The organism is Burkholderia sp. Bp8986 (assembly GCF_003854225.1).
GTDB lineage: Bacteria > Pseudomonadota > Gammaproteobacteria > Burkholderiales > Burkholderiaceae > Burkholderia.
On sequence record NZ_QTQM01000210.1, the window covers coordinates 1 to 434 of the forward strand.

1 protein-coding gene is annotated in these 434 nt (G+C 56.5%); it reads right to left on the reverse strand.

Annotation, left to right across the window (positions count from 1 at the left end; all coding sequences use genetic code 11):
* On the reverse strand, positions 1 to 380 hold a 380-nt coding region (locus tag DID99_RS36925; RefSeq protein WP_148094730.1), incomplete at its 3' end, for a hypothetical protein.
* Positions 381 to 434 lie beyond the last annotated feature (54 nt).

Consider the following 434-nt stretch of genomic DNA (forward strand, 5'->3'; position numbering starts at 1 on the left):
ATCAATGCGTACTTAAACTGCTTGATGAAGAACGACATTTCATCCAGCATCGCGGCGTACATCTTGACCTGCTTGTCCGTCCATTTGCCTGCGAACAGCTTTTCCCCCAACTCGCACGCTTCGCCCTCCTGTGTCCAAGCGCGCTCTATTGCCTCAGCGTCGACTCGCTTCGCATTATCGCCGCCACACTGATCATAAACATCCGCTCGGCTAACGTACGCCCTAGGGTCGAAGTAGATGAGCAGCCCATTCGAGAGCTTCATGGTGCGGGGGTCATCAAGCGTCTTTTCGACCTCTTCCGCCGGAAAAACGAAGGGCTGCGTCTCCCCGCCATGCTCCTGGCCGAATAGCCCGACGCCCTTGTAGTGCTTCTGCTCCATGCGGGTCACAACGTCGATGCTATGTTCGGGCGTCCGGCATGCCGCAAAATCCTT